This is a genomic window from Pseudoalteromonas sp. SIMBA_162 (assembly GCF_046535955.1).
GTDB lineage: Bacteria > Pseudomonadota > Gammaproteobacteria > Enterobacterales > Alteromonadaceae > Pseudoalteromonas > Pseudoalteromonas marina.
Map to the genome: position 1 here is coordinate 1 of NZ_JAWJBQ010001369.1, position 230 is coordinate 230.

At 60.9% G+C, this 230-nt stretch carries 1 pseudogene; it reads left to right on the forward strand.

Annotated elements, in window-relative coordinates:
* Positions 1–230: pseudogene (locus tag R0J88_RS24085) on the forward strand (glycosyltransferase family 39 protein); the annotation flags it as partial.

Sequence of the window (230 nt, forward strand, 5' to 3'; positions counted from 1 at the left end):
TGCTCAAGCAGACCGCTGAGCGATATACCGACAGCTGGCATCATCTGAAGCCTTGGCATTACTTCCTGACCAGTGTGATTCCCTGGGCATGGATGCCGCTGCTGCTGACGCTACCCTCGTGGCCGAAGGCACTCGCTCGCCGCTTCTCGCGCCGCGTTCTACGAGTCTGGCTGCCCCTGGTGGGTGCGGCATTGATGGTGGTCTTCTTCTCGTTGTCTCCAGGCAAGCGG